This is a genomic window from Pseudomonas sp. LTGT-11-2Z, from assembly GCF_003691445.1.
Lineage (GTDB): Bacteria > Pseudomonadota > Gammaproteobacteria > Pseudomonadales > Pseudomonadaceae > Aquipseudomonas > Aquipseudomonas monteilii.
Genome location: NZ_CP033104.1, coordinates 5609687 through 5625285, shown reverse-complemented (window position 1 = coordinate 5625285; position 15599 = coordinate 5609687). Strand labels below are relative to the sequence as shown.

The 15599-nt window shown below is 56.7% G+C and carries 12 protein-coding genes; 11 read left to right on the top strand and 1 reads right to left on the bottom strand.

The annotated features are described in order from the left end of the window. The first annotated feature begins 35 nt into the window (after nt 1-35). The 3 genes from rplQ to bfr all read left to right on the top strand — a co-directional run bounded on the left by rplQ (nt 36) and on the right by bfr (nt 2662). On the top strand, nt 36-422 hold the full coding sequence (rplQ, locus tag D8767_RS26555) for a 50S ribosomal protein L17 (protein ID WP_003255451.1): 387 nt from the start codon (nt 36-38) through the stop codon (nt 420-422). Between the two features lie 172 nt (nt 423-594). After that, nucleotides 595-2034: a catalase gene (locus D8767_RS26550; RefSeq protein WP_016715321.1), complete on the top strand. Its 1440-nt coding sequence runs from the start codon at nt 595-597 to the stop codon at nt 2032-2034. A 163-nt stretch (nt 2035-2197) separates the two neighbouring features. Next, nucleotides 2198-2662, top strand: a complete 465-nt coding sequence (bfr, locus tag D8767_RS26545) for a bacterioferritin (protein WP_016715322.1) — start codon at nt 2198-2200, stop codon at nt 2660-2662. A gap of 69 nt (nt 2663-2731) precedes the next feature. Here bfr and uvrA read toward each other — a convergent pair whose 3' ends face one another. Continuing rightward, entirely contained in the window at nt 2732-5566 is a 2835-nt protein-coding gene (gene uvrA / locus D8767_RS26540; RefSeq protein WP_016715323.1) for an excinuclease ABC subunit UvrA, read from the bottom strand. A 129-nt stretch (nt 5567-5695) separates the two neighbouring features. Here uvrA and D8767_RS26535 point away from each other — a divergent pair, with 129 nt between their 5' ends. The 8 genes from D8767_RS26535 (at nt 5696) to D8767_RS26500 (ending at nt 15551) form a co-directional block, all read left to right on the top strand. Further along, entirely contained in the window at nt 5696-7090 is a 1395-nt protein-coding gene (locus D8767_RS26535; protein ID WP_016715324.1) for an MFS transporter, read from the top strand. A 9-nt stretch (nt 7091-7099) separates the two neighbouring features. Beyond that, nucleotides 7100-7645, top strand: a complete 546-nt coding sequence (locus D8767_RS26530) for a single-stranded DNA-binding protein (protein ID WP_016715325.1) — start codon at nt 7100-7102, stop codon at nt 7643-7645. A gap of 211 nt (nt 7646-7856) precedes the next feature. Beyond that, entirely contained in the window at nt 7857-8987 is a 1131-nt protein-coding gene (locus D8767_RS26525) for a site-specific integrase (protein ID WP_232860014.1), read from the top strand. A 2-nt stretch (nt 8988-8989) separates the two neighbouring features. Then, nucleotides 8990-10534 (top strand): site-specific integrase, encoded by a 1545-nt coding sequence (locus D8767_RS26520; protein WP_232860015.1) that lies wholly within the window; start codon nt 8990-8992, stop codon nt 10532-10534. Further along, nucleotides 10527-12524 (top strand): integrase, encoded by a 1998-nt coding sequence (locus D8767_RS26515; protein WP_122048462.1) that lies wholly within the window; start codon nt 10527-10529, stop codon nt 12522-12524. Before D8767_RS26520 ends, D8767_RS26515 begins: the two co-directional genes overlap by 8 nt. Further along, entirely contained in the window at nt 12524-12940 is a 417-nt protein-coding gene (locus tag D8767_RS26510; RefSeq protein WP_121757518.1) for a hypothetical protein, read from the top strand. The genes D8767_RS26515 and D8767_RS26510 overlap by 1 nt, the downstream gene beginning before the upstream one ends. Then, nucleotides 12940-13377 carry a VPA1267 family protein gene (locus tag D8767_RS26505; protein ID WP_121757519.1) on the top strand — a complete coding sequence of 146 codons (438 nt, stop codon included), beginning with the start codon at nt 12940-12942 and terminating at the stop codon, nt 13375-13377. The genes D8767_RS26510 and D8767_RS26505 overlap by 1 nt, the downstream gene beginning before the upstream one ends. Next, nucleotides 13374-15551 (top strand): ATP-dependent RecD-like DNA helicase, encoded by a 2178-nt coding sequence (locus D8767_RS26500; RefSeq protein WP_121757520.1) that lies wholly within the window; start codon nt 13374-13376, stop codon nt 15549-15551. Before D8767_RS26505 ends, D8767_RS26500 begins: the two co-directional genes overlap by 4 nt. Nucleotides 15552-15599: the final 48 nt, after the last annotated feature.

Sequence of the window (15599 nt, the reverse complement as noted above, 5' to 3'; positions counted from 1 at the left end):
AATCACCGAACGTAGTGTTTGGTAAGGAATGAATCATGCGTCATCGTAAAAGTGGACGTCACCTGAGCCGTACCAGCTCTCACCGCAAGGCTATGTTCCAGAACATGGCAGTGTCGCTGATCGAGCACGAGCTGATCAAAACCACCCTGCCGAAAGCCAAGGAACTGCGCCGCGTTGCCGAGCCGCTGATCACCCTGGCCAAGGAAGACAGCGTTGCTAACCGTCGTCTGGCCTTCGACCGTACCCGTTCGAAGTCCGCTGTTGGCAAACTGTTCAACGACCTGGGCAAGCGTTACGCCACCCGTCAGGGCGGCTACCTGCGCATCCTGAAGTGCGGTTTCCGCGCTGGCGACAACGCCCCTATGGCGTACGTTGAGCTGGTTGATCGTCCGGTCGGCGGTGCTGTAGAAGCTGCTGAGTAAGACGTTCTGTCTGCTACAAAAAACCGGGCCTAGTGCCCGGTTTTTTGTTGCTGATGGTATTGTTAATTTCTATTGATGTAAGTCAGTTAATGAATTTGTCCCTGTAGCCTTGCTCGTCAATACTCTCTCCATAGCCGATTAGCCGGCGCTTCAAGACCGATAAGGAGAGCCCATGAGCAAGATTCTCACCACCGCCAGCGGTGCACCTGTAGCCGACAACCAGAACTCCCGCTCCGCCGGCCCACGCGGCCCGCTGCTGCTCGACGACTTCCACCTGATCGAGAAGCTCGCCCATTTCAACCGTGAGAACATCCCCGAGCGCCGGGTACACGCGAAGGGTTCGGGCGCCTATGGCACTTTTACCGTAACCCGCGACATCACCGGTTACACCAGCGCCAAACTGTTCGAGCAGGTTGGCAAGCAGACCGAGACATTTCTGCGCTTCTCTACCGTGGGTGGCGAACGTGGTTCTGCGGACACAGAGCGCGACCCCCGCGGTTTTGCCGTCAAGTTCTACACCGAGGAAGGTAACTGGGACATCGTGGGTAACAACACGCCAGTGTTCTTCATTCGTGATCCGCTCAAGTTCCCAGACTTTATCCACACCCAGAAACGTCACCCGCAGTCCAACCTGAAAAACGCCCAGATGATGTGGGATTTCTGGTCGCACTCGCCCGAGGCGCTGCACCAGGTCACCATCCTGTTCTCTGACCGTGGCATTCCGGACGGCTACCGCCACATGCACGGCTTTGGCAGCCACACCTACAGCCTGATCAATGCCCAGGGTGAGCGTACTTGGGTCAAATGGCACTTCAAGACCCAGCAGGGCATCAAGAACCTTGCCCCGGCAGATGCCGCACGTTTGGCAGGTACTGACCCAGACTACGCCCAGCGCGACCTGTTCGAAGCCATTGAGCGAGGCGATTACCCACGCTGGACTGTCTGCATCCAGGTGATGAGCGAAGCCGAGGCCGCGAGCCGCGACGAGAACCCGTTCGACGTGACCAAAACCTGGTCGCAAAAGGACTACCCGTTAATCGAAGTGGGCGTGCTTGAGCTTAACCGTAACCCGCTCAACTACTTCGCCGAAGTCGAGCAGGCTGCCTTCGGGCCAAGCAACATGGTGCCGGGGGTCGGCCTGTCACCAGACCGCATGCTGCAGGGCCGCGTATTCGCCTACGCGGACGCACACCGCTACCGTGTGGGTACCAACCACCAACAGTTGCCGGTGAATGCGCCACGCTGCCCGGTCAACAGCTACCAGCGCGACGGCTCCATGGCCACTGGTAGCTATGGCAGTGCGCCTAACTACGAACCAAACAGCTACGCTGCGGCACCGAAGCAGTCGCCACGTCACGCAGAGCCCGCATTGGCCCTGAATGGTTCGGCCGACCGTTACGATCACCGCGAGGACACTGACTACTACAGCCACGCCGGCGCGCTGTTCCGCCTGATGAGTGATGAGCAAAAGGCCCTGCTGATCAGCAACATCGCTGGAACCATGGCGGGTGTCAGCGAAGACGTCATCCAACGCCAGTTGCAGTACTTCTTCAAGGCCGACCCAGCCTACGGAGAAGGGATCGCCAAGGCCCTGGGCATCAATCTCGCCTAAGTCGAAGTGATAAGAAGAACCGCCCTCATTTGGGCGGTTTTTCAATGAATATCACTACTGTTTAACCGATTTTTTGCTTCTTATTGCGCGTTTTTCAGTGACCGCAGGCAAAAGCTGGTTCACACTATGTGCCATAGACGTTTTCATATGGAGAAGCAGGGCGATGCAAGGCCACCCGGACGTAATCAACTACCTTGTCACGTTGCTGAAGGGCGAATTGGCGGCACGCGACCAGTACTTCATTCATTCGCGCATGTACGAAGACTGGGGCCTGACCAAGCTCTACGAGCGTATCAACCACGAGATGGAAGAAGAGACGCAGCACGCGGATGCCCTGATGCGTCGCATCCTGATGCTCGAAGGTACCCCTGACATGCGTGCAGACGACCTGGAAGTCGGCAGCACCGTGCCGGAAATGATCGAGGCCGACCTCAAGCTTGAGTACAAGGTGCGCGGTGCGCTGTGCAAAGGCATCGAGCTGTGCGAGCTGCACAAGGACTACATCAGCCGTGACATCCTGCGTGCGCAGCTGGCGGATACCGAAGAAGATCACACCTACTGGCTGGAGAAGCAGCAGGGCCTGATCAAGGCCATTGGCCTGGAGAACTACCTGCAGTCGCAGATGTAAGTTATCCACACACTCAAGAAAAAGCCCCTGGCACCAACGGTACCAGGGGCTTTTTCATTGCAGCGGCACTTAGGCCCGGTCCCGCTCCAGCAGCGGTTTCAGGTAATGCCCGGTATACGACTGCTTCATCTCGCTCAGCTCTTCCGGGGTACCGCAGGCAATGATCTGCCCACCTTTGGAACCACCTTCCGGTCCCAGGTCCACCAGCCAGTCAGCAGTCTTGATCACATCCAGGTTGTGCTCGATCACCACCACGGTATTGCCGTGATCGCGCAGGCGATGCAGCACGTCCAGCAACTGCTGAATATCGGCAAAGTGCAGGCCCGTGGTTGGCTCATCCAGGATATACAGGGTTTTGCCGGTATCGCGCTTGGACAACTCGCGAGACAGCTTCACGCGCTGCGCCTCGCCGCCAGACAAGGTGGTCGCCGACTGGCCCAGCTTGATGTACGACAGGCCAACATCCATCAGCGTTTGCAGCTTGCGCGCCAGCGCTGGCACCGCATCGAAGAACTCGCGGGCATCCTCGATGGTCATTTCCAGCACCTCGTGGATATTCTTGCCCTTGTACTTGATCTCCAGTGTTTCGCGGTTGTAGCGCTTGCTCTTGCACACGTCGCACGGCACGTAGATGTCTGGCAGGAAGTGCATCTCGACCTTGATCAGGCCATCGCCTTGGCAGGCCTCGCAACGGCCACCCTTGACGTTGAACGAGAAACGTCCCGGGCCATAGCCGCGTGAGCGCGACTCCGGTACCCCGGAGAACAGCTCGCGGATAGGGGTGAAAATACCGGTATACGTTGCCGGGTTCGAGCGCGGAGTGCGGCCGATCGGGCTCTGGTCGATATCCACCACCTTATCCAGGTGCTGCAGGCCATCCATGCTGCTGTGCGGTGCGGCTTCCAGGCTGCTTGCGCCATTGAGGGCCGTAGCGGCCAAGGGGAACAGGGTGTTGTTGATCAGCGTCGATTTGCCCGAGCCGGATACCCCCGTCACGCAGGTCAGCAGGCCGATGGGGACTTCGAGGTCGACGTTCTGCAGGTTGTTGCCACGCGCACCCTTGAGCTTAAGTTGCAGCTTCTTGTTGCGCGGCGTGCGCTTGGCTGGCACGACGATCTTCTTGCGCCCGGACAAGTACTTGCCGGTTAACGAATCAGGGTGGTCCATGACCTCCTGTGGCGAGCCCTCGGCGACGATCTGGCCACCATGCACGCCGGCCCCTGGGCCGATATCGACCACGTAGTCGGCCAAGCGAATGGCGTCCTCGTCGTGCTCCACCACGATGACCGTGTTACCCAAATCGCGCAGGTGGTTGAGGGTGGCCAGCAGGCGGTCGTTGTCGCGTTGATGAAGGCCGATGGACGGTTCATCGAGGATGTACATCACTCCGACCAGGCCGGCGCCAATCTGGCTGGCCAGGCGGATACGCTGCGCTTCACCACCAGACAGGGTGTCGGCGCTACGGTCGAGGGTGAGGTAGTCAAGGCCGACGTTGACCAGGAACTGCAAGCGCTCGCAGATTTCCTTGAGGATCTTGGCGGCAATCTCGCCACGGCGGCCAGTCAGGGTCAGCTCGCCGAAGTAGCTGCTGGCTTCACCGATCGGAAGGTTGGTGACCGCCGGCAGCGTTTTTTCGCCCACCCACACATGGCGTGCTTCGCGGCGCAGGCGGGTACCACGGCAATCCGGGCAGGGCTGGGTGCCGAGGAACTTGGCCAGTTCTTCACGCACGGTGGCCGATTCGGTCTCGCGGTAGCGGCGCTCGAGGTTCGGCACGATGCCTTCGAACGGGTGCGAGCGCTTGACGATATCGCCACGGTCGTTGAGGTATTTGAAGTCGACACTCTGCTTGCCACTGCCTTGCAGGATTACCTTCTGGTATTCGGCCGACAGCTCGCCGAACGGCTCCTCCAGGCTGAAGCCGTAATGCGCGGCCAGCGAACCGAGCATCTGGAAGTAGTACACATTGCGCCGGTCCCAGCCGCGGATTGCGCCTTCGGCCAGGGTAAGTTCGGCATTGACCAGGCGCTTGGTGTCGAAGAACTGCTTCACGCCCAGGCCATCGCATGTCGGGCACGCACCGGCAGGGTTGTTGAAGGAGAAAAGCTTCGGCTCCAGTTCACTGATGGCATGGCCGCAGACCGGGCAGGCGAAGCGCGCGGAGAAGATCATCTCTTCGCCTGGCTCGTCGTCCATCGGTGCCACCAGGGCGATACCGTCGGCCAGCTTGAGCGCGGTCTCGAACGATTCGGCCAGGCGCTGTTGCAGGTCGGCGCGCACTTTGAAGCGGTCCACCACGACATCAATGCTGTGCTTTTTCTGCTTGTCGAGCTTGGGCAGTTCGTCCAGCTCGTAGAGCTTGCCGTTGACCCGGGCACGTACAAAGCCCTGGGCACGCAGTTCGTCGAACACCGCCAGGTGCTCACCTTTGCGCTCGCGCACCACCGGCGCCAGCAGCATCAGCTTGCTGCCTTCCGGGCGCTCCAGCACCAAGTCGACCATCTGGCTGATCGTTTGCGCCTCTAGCGGGATATCGTGGTCCGGGCAGCGTGGCGTACCCACGCGGGCATACAGCAGGCGCAGGTAGTCGTAGATTTCAGTGATGGTGCCGACCGTGGAGCGTGGGTTGTGCGAGGTCGACTTCTGCTCGATGGAAATGGCCGGCGACAGGCCTTCGATGGTGTCGACGTCAGGCTTTTCCATCATCGACAGGAACTGCCGGGCGTAGGCCGACAGCGATTCCACGTAGCGGCGCTGGCCTTCAGCGTAGAGGGTGTCGAACGCCAGGGACGACTTGCCGGAACCGGACAGGCCGGTGATCACGATCAGCTTGTCCCGGGGCAGGGTCAGGTCGATGTTCTTCAGGTTGTGGGTACGTGCCCCACGAATCAGGATCTTGTCCACTGCGGCCTCGCTTGGCGGGCATAAACAAGGAAGTATACGGCGCGCCAGTATGACGCGGCAAAGCGTCGCGTAGATGCCGTTACGCTGTCGGACTGATAGAATCGCCGCCGGTTCACACGAGGTTAATCCATGCACGACACCCACAACGAGCGCATGAGTGGCGGCGAAACCCGCGCCGCTGGCGGCCTTGCCCTGGTCTTTGCCTTTCGTATGCTGGGCATGTTCATGGTCTTGCCGGTACTGGCCACCTACGGCATGGACCTGGCCGGTGCCACCCCTGCGCTGATCGGCCTGGCCATTGGCGCCTATGGCCTGACCCAGGCGGTATTGCAGATCCCGTTCGGGATGATTTCCGACCGCATCGGCCGCCGGCCGGTGATTTACCTGGGGCTGGTGATTTTCGCCCTGGGCAGTGTGCTGGCGGCCCAGGCCGACTCCATCTGGGGTGTGATCGCCGGGCGTGTTTTGCAGGGCTCCGGTGCGATTTCTGCCGCCGTCATGGCGCTGCTGTCCGACCTCACCCGCGAGCAACACCGGACCAAGGCCATGGCCATGATCGGCATGAGTATCGGCCTGTCGTTTGCCGTCGCCATGGTCGTCGGCCCCTTGCTGACAAGTGCCTTTGGCTTGTCAGGATTGTTCCTGACCACGGCAGGGCTCGCCCTGGTAGGCATCTTGCTGATTGCCGTTGTCGTGCCCAACACGCATAGCATCCTGCAGCACCGCGAATCGGGCGTGGCGCGCCAGGCACTCGGCCCAACCCTGCGTCATCCGGACCTTCTGCGCCTGGACGTAAGCATCTTCGTCCTCCATGCCATTCTCATGGCCAGCTTCGTCGCGCTGCCGCTGGCCTTCGTCGAGCGCGGTGGGCTGCCCAAGGAGGAACACTGGTGGGTATACCTGACCGCATTGTTCATCTCATTTTTTGCAATGGTCCCGTTCATCATCTACGGCGAAAAAAAGCGCAAGATGAAACGCGTGTTGGCCGGCGCTGTCAGTGTCCTGCTGCTGACAGAGATATACTTCTGGGAGTGGGCTGACGGTTTGCGCGGACTGGTGATTGGCACCGTGGTATTCTTTACCGCATTCAACCTGCTGGAGGCATCGCTGCCTTCGCTGGTGAGCAAGGTGTCGCCTGCCGGTGGCAAGGGGACGGCGATGGGGGTGTATTCCACCAGCCAGTTCCTCGGTGCGGCGCTGGGCGGGATACTTGGTGGCTGGTTGTTCCAGCACGGTGGGCTGGACACGGTGTTCCTCGGTTGCGCGGTGCTGTGTGCCATCTGGCTGGTCGTCGCCTTGCGCATGAACGAGCCGCCTTATGTGACCAGCCTGCGCATGCCGCTGACGCCTGAGGCAGTCCGGGAAGCCGGCCTGACCGAGCGCCTGATGGCCGTGCCGGGTGTGACCGACGCTGTGGTGGTGGCTGAAGAAGCCGCTATCTATATCAAACTGGATACGAAAATTTTGGACCGTGCGACCCTCGAGCGACTGGTGAACCCAGCCTCTTCGGCGTGCGAAGCCTAGGAGAACGTTATGGCCCGTGGGGTTAACAAAGTCATTCTGGTCGGCACCTGTGGCCAGGATCCCGAAGTCCGCTACCTGCCCAACGGTAACGCCGTGACCAACCTGAGCCTGGCTACCAGCGAGCAGTGGACCGACAAGCAGTCGGGCCAGAAGGTAGAGCGTACCGAGTGGCACCGTGTGTCGCTGTTCGGCAAGGTTGCCGAGATCGCCGGCGAGTACCTGCGCAAAGGTTCGCAGTGCTACATCGAAGGCAAACTGCAGACCCGTGAGTGGGAAAAAGACGGTATCAAGCGCTACACCACCGAGATCATCGTCGACATCAACGGCACCATGCAGCTGCTGGGCGGTCGTCCGCAGGGCCAGCAGGGCGGTGACCCGTACAACCAGGGTGGCGGCAACTACAACCAAGGTGGTCAGCAGCAACAGTACAACCAGACCCCGCCGCGCCAGCAGGCCCAGCGCCCGCAACAGGCCCCTCAGCGCCCGGCGCCGCAGCAGCCAGCGCCACAGCCGGCGGCTGACTTTGACAGCTTTGATGACGATATTCCGTTCTAGCACTTACTTGAGACTTTTTTGTAAAGTTTAGGTCTGGAGCCCCCGCATTGCGGGGGCTTTTCGTTTTCGTGCGTAAAATTTGGTATTGACGTTTTCCGGTAGTCTGCAACCATGCAAAACGTAAAGTTTTGGTGGGCATATGGAAATTACTCTACGAAGATTCAGGGGGTCAGATGGCGAGCGATTTTCCGTCCTGGTTGACGGTGAAGGCATGCCTCTTTTCTATCCCACTTTGTTCATTACCTGGACGTTGAGGGCGAGTTCCCATGCTGCTAACAGCATCACCAATGCTCTAAATGCACTGAAAGCTCTGTGCGCTTGGGAAGCCAGGCGGGGCATAGATCTGGTTTCGTCGTTTACGCAAGGCGTGCTACTCGATCACAACCAGATCAGAGACCTGTGCGATTTTTTGCAGCGATCTCTTGAGGGCGAGCATCCTAGTAAGGTCACTTCGATTCTTCAGAGGCCAAAGGTGGTGGGGGTCAGCGTCCACTACTTCCGCATTAGCACCGCTGCACAGTACATCCAGTTCTTGGCCTACCGGGTCGCTCCCCACCTTGCTGATGACGTAGTCAACAAGATGGTTGACACGATCAAGGCCCATCGGCCAACCAAACCTAATAAGTCGAGTGTTGATAGAGATGAGATTCATCTCAGTGAAGACGCAATCAACACCATTGAAGCGGCTTTGAAGCCGGGTTCGCCCAACAATCCAGCCCTAGATGGCGATGTGCAGCTTCGAAATGCCTTGATGTTCTTTCTTCTCAAACTCACGGGCATGCGGCGCGGCGAGTTGCTCAACCTCAGGATTGGGGATATCAATTTCGGCGACAACACCATGACTGTAGTGCGTCGGCCTGACTCAGATCTCGATACTCGAAAACATCAGCCTACGGCTAAGACGCGACCCCGTCGCATACGCATCGCGCCTTCCCTAGTGGAGAGAATTGCTGAGTACGTGAAGGATGCACGAAGGAAAGTGCCGGGTGCGAGGAGACATGACTACCTCTTTGTTACTCACAAGGCAGGCCCAACTCAGGGCGCACCACTATCCATTGGCGCTTTCAGCAAGTGGATGGGACAGATCTCGGCCATCGTAGAGAACGCTGGATTTCATGCACACGCCCTTAGGCATAACTGGAACTACCAATTCTCTCGCCTCGCGGAACAAAAGGGGATGAGCCCTGCGGAGGAGGAAAAGACCCGGTCGTACTGGATGGGGTGGAGTGAAACCTCCGGCACGGCAGGCACCTATAACCGTAGGCATACGAAAGAAAAAGCTCAGCAAGCAGGGCTTGAGCTACAAGAGCGCTACACCAAATCAAACCAGGAGAGTGAGTAACAATGGGTGAGACTGTGGAGGCACTGGCGGCGTCTGTAATTGATGCTCCGCAAGCCCTAGATAACGAGCAGTTTTACTCCCGCGAAGGCTACCTGGTCAATCTTCTTGATGAGCGCTGGCGCGTTAGCAAAGACATCAATGTACCCATAGATGTGCTTTGTAGGGAATTTCCTGGTGACGCTTATACACTTCGGCAAGTGCTCGCATTTTATGCAAAGCATAGTTCTCCATCCCATATGCGAAACGTGATGGAGCGGCTTGCTCATTATCTGAGGCAGCTTGATGGTGCAGAGGTCTTCTCTGTTGAGTCGATCATCTCTTATCGTGCAAGTTTGAGCAAACCGCGAGCTTGGTATCTGTCAACGCTACGAGTGCTTATGAGGCAGTGGGCGCGGTTGGGCTATCCAGGAATGCCGGCTGAAACTCTTACCCTGCTCGATAATATTCGAATCAAAGGTAACGAAAAAGGCCGTGCCGTTCAGTCGCAATGCCCGGAAGAGGGGCCATTGACTGATGTAGAGATGCAGGGGATTGTCGAGTCGGCTACTCATTGCTTTGCCAATGATGTCTTGGGTTTGACTGAAACTGCGCTACTCATGACGTTTGCTATGACTGGGCGTCGGCCTGCTCAGGTATCAGCCCTTAAGCTCAAGGATCTGATTAAGCTTGGAAGCAAGTATTACATTAATTTTCCTCGTGCCAAGCAACGTCATATGGGATGGCGCTCTTCGTTCAAAAAATTTGCAATCATCGAGGATCTCTGGGTGCTGCTTAATGAGCAAGCTGACTATGTCCGGGTTATGTTTGCTGAGAATCTTGGTGTCAAAGTCATTCCGGCGCACTTGGATAATGAGTTGCCATTATTTCCCAATATGAAAGATGATCTTTCTCTTGCCGGAGACTTGGAAGTTCTTAAGTCTGATCGCCTTCATATGCCTTCGATTGAAATTTCTCAGGTAGTTGTTGCTGCTGGTGAGAAGACCAATGTGATCAGTGAGCGATCTGGTGTGCCGCTTCATCTCAATGCCACCCGCTTCCGATATACGTTGGGCACCAACTTGGCCCGTGAGGGTAAGGGTGAATACGTCATTGCCGAAGCTCTTGATCACACTGATACCCAAAATGCTGGTGTTTACGTCAAGAACCTGCCTGACATCGTAGAGCGCATAGACAAAGCCGTTGCTATGCAGTTGGCTCCCTATGCCCAGCTATTCAGGGGGGTCGTGATTCCCTCTGAAAAGTTCGCTACTCGGGGCGATGATCCGTCAAGCCGAATTTCGAATGGCAGGAGAAATGTTGGTAGCTGCGGTAGCCATGGTTTCTGCGGTGCCCTAGCTCCTGTCGCATGTTACACCTGCGCTCATTTTCAGCCATGGCTGGACGGGCCACACGAAGAAGTCTTGGACGCTCTGATTCAGGAGCGTGAGCGTGTAAAAGATCTGACCGGCGACCTCAAAGTCGCATCGGCAAATGATCGACTGATCTATGCCGTAAGCGACGTGATTCGTCGCTGCAATGTAGAGAAGGGAAAATCGAGTAATGGCTGAGATCCTGCTGTTTGTCCCCAAGGCTGACCGGGACGCGCGAAGTAATCTCGAGGACTTCGTTGAAATGTGCCGGGACAGACTGACCGTGTTCGGTGAAGATCTCGACTGGGACTCCTGCACCTGGCCAAAGATCGGTAACTTCACAGTCAAAGGCGCCTCGCCCAAAGGCGTCACTGAGGCACATTATTTGAACTCGGAAATTTTGCCTTTTGCCAAAGCTTATGTCCGCTATCAACAAGGACTTAATCCAACCAAGCTGAAGAACGAGTTCAAAGCCATACGATGCATAGAACCGGCGCTCCTGGCAGTAAAAGGGAAAGCCGATATTACTTTGGTGGATGCCACTGTAATGGATGTTGCTGGTCAATTTGCAAGGGAGTATGGGGTTACTGCGTACCAGGCTGGCACTGCATTGGTAAAGTTGGTGGGCTTTCTGAACGAGAGCAAGATCGCGCCTAAGCGACTGGAATGGCGGAACCCCATCAGTAAACCAAAAGAGCTCAATCGCACTGATAAAGAAACCCAAGAAAAACGAGCCAAAAAACTACCAGATGACCTGCAGTTAGAGGCAATGGCTGAGATGTTTGCGAATGATCTGCACAATCCTCGCGACCGATTCACTACGTCTATTTTCGCGCTGCTGATGTGCGCTCCTTCAAGGATTACTGAGGTTCAGAGGCTACCCCTGAACGTCTTGCACTATGATAGGGACTCGAAGGGCATCGAGCGACTGGGGCTTCGTTTCTTCGGCGGCAAAGGCGCCGGCTGGGATATTAAGTATGTAACGACAAGCTTTGTGGATATCGCTGAAGAGGCTGTCCGCAGACTGACCGAGTTATCTGCGGAAGGTAGGAGGCTGGCAAGGTGGTACGAGGAGAACCCTTCCAAGTTCTTCCGTCATAGCAAGTGTCCAAATGTTGATGAACATGCTCCGCTTTCGCTCGCACAGGTTGGCTTGGCGTTAGGCATCCCTTCGTTAGCGCGAACTGGTAGCATGAGTTTTTTTTTCAAGGATTACTCGCCTTATGAGGCGCTGAAGAAAGCCAATAAGCCGATCACCTTGGCGTTCCTGAACGGCTATTGCCATTCGAAGCTCCCGGAGGGATTCCCATATCTTGATGAGGAGCGCCAGCTTAAGTATTCGGAGTCTCTTTGCTGCTACCGATACCATGAGTTTCGTCAGGACTGTGCGACTAGCCCTATCAGGCTTTGGACTCCAGGCAAGAGTCTGTTTACAACTGATCTGAATTACGTAAACGGGCATGAGCAAAGTATCTGGTCACGCCATGGCTACAGGAATCCGGACGGGTCACCGCTCATGATGACTTCGCATCAGGTACGTCACCTACTGAATACAGCTGCACAACGTGGGAACATGGGGCAGCTCGACGTTGCGAAATGGTCTGCTCGAGCGAATATTCATCAGAACGCTACATACAACCATATGTCCGAGGATGAGTATGTCAAGCTATCCGAGAATGCCCTGCCGAGCGGGGTTTTGGATAAGGTTAAGCAGAACGCCCCTGTCACCCTCGCAGACCTGGATCAAGCGGGTGATGCTATTGCTCACGTCACGATCTTTGGGTTTTGTGTCCATGATTACTCGATGCTCCCATGTCAAAAGCACAGGGACTGTCTCAACTGCACCGAACATGCCTGCATAAAGGGTGATGCTCAGAAGCTGGAGCGTCTAAAAGAGCAACGCCGCCTCACCCAGGTACAACTGGATAAGGCTAAGGCGGCAGACGAGTCTGGCTACTTCGGTGCTGACCGTTGGAGTCAACATCAGCTCAAAACCTTGGAGCGTCTCGATCAACTCATTGTAATCATGGAGAACCCAGAAATCCGTGATGGGAGCGTCATCATGCTCAACAATGACCAAGAGTACAGCCCACTGAAGCGCGAGCTTGCTGCTCGCCGAGATACGAGTCGTCTTCCAGAGCCTGTCTCTGAGATGCCGCTCATCGACTTTGTGATGGAAGCCTTCTAATGGCGCGCAGACACCTAACCGATCATGACATCCAGATATTGGTCGATCTCGTCGATGCCTGGGAAGGGAAGATCACATGGGACGGCCTGTGTGATAGAGCAGGAGAGTTATTTGGCTTTCGTCCGACGAGGCAGACTCTCAACGCACACCTGCCTGTGAAGTCAGCGTTCGATGCCAAAAAGAACTACGTGAGATCGGGGCCGGCACCCTCTCGGCGCCCGTCCAGCCTCTCCTACGCAGAACAGAAAATCCGCAAACTCGAAAGCGAGATTGAGCGCCATAAGCACGAGAACGAACGGCTGATCGAGCAGTTCATCCGCTGGCAGTACAACGCCCAAAAACGTGGGATCACCAAGGCGATGCTGGATGAGCACCTACCAGTAATTGATCGCGACTCTTCGGAGAAGAAACGCTGATGGCTAACGGGCAACAGAGAGCAGGTGAGAACCTGACTGCGTTCAGGGCGTGGGCGCAATCGAAATCAGATGACGATTTCCGTGAGTATGTTTATCGCGGTCAGCTTAAGCGCTCTGAGATTTTTGCTGAATGCGGCTTCGGTCGAAGCGCTTTGGCTCAGAACCCTGCCATCAGGGCCGAGCTGGAGGAGCTGGAGGCTGCCTTGCGCAAGCGGGGAGTGCTGCCGACAGCGGGCGGGGATTCCGATGCGGTGGCTGATAAGCCGGTGATCAGAGATGCACAGGCAAAAAAGCGGCGCCAGGAAGGTCAGCGTCTCAATAGCCTTGAACAAGAAAACGCTTCGCTGCGAGCAGAGCTTGGTAAGGCCAAGTCGATGCTTGAACGCTGCAAGTTGATGACTACATTCTTGGATGAAACAGGACGGATGCCGAGATGACTGCCCTGCATCCTTCATTATTGAGTATTACCGTGCGGGTGACCCGCATTCGATCTTCAAACCGCAAGGGCTGCATTGCCTTTGGTCACCGGGTGGATATCGAGTCGAGCCTCAACGATAGGTCAACCGCGATTGTCATCGCTGTGCCCGCAAGCACGGCTTCAAGCTCTATGGTTGAGGTTGGTGGGATCTATGAGGTGTACGGGGAGAGCAGCGTTGTTCATCGTGAGCACTCCGGCTACAAGGTCTCGGAGATTCAGGTCGACGTCCAGGACATTCGCTTAGTTCGGCCAAGTGGTAGTCAGCTCATCCAATGGCTTGCAGACAATGCCCCAGGCGTTGGTGAAGTAAAAGCCACCAAGCTTTGGGACGCTTGTCAGGAAGCTCTCTATGACATCCTGGATAGCTCGAACCACGAGGCGATCAGCAAGATCGTCCCATCCGAGAGCGTCCGTACAGATCTGTTTGCTGCCTGGCTAGAGAATGGCGATGCCAAGACGCTGCGCTTTGTTCAGGATAAGGGGATTCCCCTTGAACTGGCCCGTAAGGCTATTAAGTTCCATAAGGGCAATACCATATACGCCCTGCAGGACGACCCATACCGATTGCTCAGTTTTTGTGGAAGCTGGGGTGAGGTAGATGGGATCGCCCGCGAGCGATTTTCTGTTCGACTCGATGATCCTCGGCGGCTGAGAGCGGCCATGGAAGAGGCGCTCTATCGTGCGGCCGAGAAGGGGCACACCTGCGCGACCATTTCTGGTCTCCATCAAACAGTGAGTCGGCTGCTGGCTCCTCATCCTGCCCCCACAGCGGCGCTGGCCAAGGCGCTACTTCAGGGCACGGCAAGTGGGCAGTTCATCGTTCGAGACACCGCTAGCGGTGATGTGATGCTTCATGCCCCAGGCACCTACATCATGGAGCGGAGTTGTGCAGAGTTCATCCTGTCTCTGCTGCGTGAGCCTGATGTTCAGCAGCCGCTGTTCCCAACCGATGTTGCTCGCGTCATTACTGACTTTGAAAAGTCAGAGCGCGAGCACTTGGGGCTGGGCGTTTTTACGTTGAATGACGCTCAGCGTATAGCCGTGAACACGTCGTTCACCAATCGCTTCAGCATCATTACTGGCGGTGCCGGCGTTGGTAAAACTACCGTGCTCAAGGCTCTCTATAAAGCCCTGGATACGCTTGGCCGGCCAAGGTTTCAAATGGCGCTGTCGGGTCGGGCAGCAGCTCGCATGACCGAAGCGACCCAAGAGGCTGCGATGACCATTGCGGGGTTCCTTCGCAGTGTTACAGAGGATGACATGGGCGAGTGCCCAGTTATCGTGATCGACGAAGCCTCTATGTTGGATGTCGTCACCTTCTACAAGCTCACGCAGAAGCTGCCAGCCGGAACGCACCTGGTGCTTGTCGGTGATCCGTTCCAGCTCCCACCGATTGGTGCCGGCCTGGTCTTCCACGTTCTCTGCCAGCTTGCAGCGATCCCAGTAACCCGTCTGACTGAGGTTAAGCGTCAGGCTAAAGGGTCTGAGATCCCCGTCGCGGCAAGCGCCATCCGAGAAGGCAAATGGCCTGCCTTCAGCTCGCTGGAGAGCGCGGAGGTGGTTTTCCTTCCATGTTTAGAGGCAGAAATCATCCCTGAAACGATGCGCCTCTATGAGATGGATAAGGATAACTCCCAGATCCTAGCCGCCACTCGGTCGAGCCCTTCTGCAGGAGTTGAGCCGATCAACCGGCTGTGCCACCTGCGATATGTGGCGGGTGCTCGTCCGCTCGAGGCGATCAACGATGATTCGGGGGCTCTTGAGCAAACAGGGTTTTGCGAGGGTGATCTGCTCATCTATACAGCTAACGATTGGAATCGGAATCTGCAGAATGGCCGGCTTGGCCGGTTGCTGAGCGTTTTCGATGAGCCAATCAAGGTCAATACCGGCACTGAAGATAAGCCGTTCTGGCGCTCAGCGCTCGCCCGAGCTGACTTTGAGGGGGTTCAGCACTACCTGTTCGACTCCGACGTTGACCTCATTCAGCACGCGTATGCGATCACGGTTCACAAGAGCCAAGGCTCCCAGTTCCGGCGCGTTATCATCCCTGTCATGAAGTCCAAGGTGCTTGATCGCACATTCGTTTACACAGCGCTGACCAGGGCTCAGGTTCAGGTTGTAGTGGTCTACTAACCCCGGACACCTTTTTAGGCGAAAATGGTCGCCACACAGAGGTGTTCG